The organism is Phreatobacter aquiterrae (assembly GCF_053471285.1).
Window position 1 is genome coordinate 1 of the sequence record NZ_JBJPHW010000044.1, and the last position, 994, is coordinate 994.

At 65.7% G+C, this 994-nt stretch carries 2 protein-coding genes; both read right to left on the bottom strand.

The genetic code is table 11. The annotated features are described in order from the left end of the window. Positions 1-177: 177 nt before the first annotated feature. Complete coding sequence (locus ACJ4V0_RS21510) at positions 178-813, bottom strand: transmembrane anchor protein (RefSeq protein WP_448301651.1); 636 nt, start codon at positions 811-813, stop codon at positions 178-180. Positions 814-828: 15 nt separating this feature from the next. Then, positions 829-994: HupE/UreJ family protein (locus ACJ4V0_RS21515; protein WP_527248927.1), on the bottom strand; the 166-nt coding region annotated here is incomplete at its 5' end.

A 994-nucleotide genomic window follows, 5' to 3' on the forward strand; every position in this document is an offset into this window, starting at 1 on the left:
GCTCGTGATCCAGCAACAGCCGGATCGCCCGCTCGCGCACTTCGGGGGAAAATTTGTTCGTTGTCTTGCTCATGGTGGCTCATCCTTCTCAGGAGTTGAGCCCTCCGGCAAACCCAGGGCGGTTCAGTCTCAGAATCATAGGGGGCAGCGAAGCCGCCCCCTATGAGAGCTCAAGGGTCAGCGCATTGCGCGCAGGTTGGTATATGCGCCGGTGGTCCGGAGCGTGACCGTCACCTGCTGGGAGGTGCGGTTGCGGAAGAACCAGCCGTGCGAGCCGTCAAAGCCCGCGGTCATCACGCCCTCGTCGGACGCAACGCCACGTGCCGTCTTGTAGGAGGTCTCGCGACCACCGCCGGCCCTGGTACCGTGCATGTCGTAATTCACCACGCCCGTATCGGTTCGCCAGGAGTAGCGGATGGCCGTTCCGCGCGGGGCGGTCATCTTCCATTCGATCCCTTCGCCGGGCTTCAGCGGGATGACGGTCTCGTCCGTCCGCTCCGCCGCCTGCGCATGCGCGGTGCCTATGATGCTGGCGAAGATGAAGGAGCCGATGCTGGAGCGCGGAGCCGCCGGAGCAGGCGCCGCGTCCCTCACCCTGTCCTCGGCTGCCTCGCGGGCGAGTTGCATCTTGATCTCGCCCATTTGCGTGAGGCCCAGGGCACGCCCGATGCCGGTGGGATCGACCGCGTACTCGGACGGCAGGACGATCGTCACGAGGATGGCGGTCGCGGCGACGGCGGCGATGGCGGTGGACTTCAGGAGCTGCGCGGTCGTCGGCAGCTCCGCACGGGACGGCATGTCGGAGTTGTACATGATGATGTCCTTGTCTCAGCTCACGAAGTAGCCGGTCAGCTGGTAGCCAACCAGAACGAAACCCGCGGCCATCATGGCCACGTTGGCGGTGTAGGCATGGCGACGGAACCCGTCGGTCCGGCGCCAGAAGCCCATGGCGATCAGAATGCCGGCGAGCGCCAGCAACTGGCCGATCTCCACC

Bases quoted from the DNA above. Each gene is read 5' to 3' on its own strand.
- ACJ4V0_RS21510 (WP_448301651.1), bottom strand. From the start codon at position 813: ATGTACAACTCCGACATGCCGTCCCGTGCGGAGCTGCCGACGACCGCG.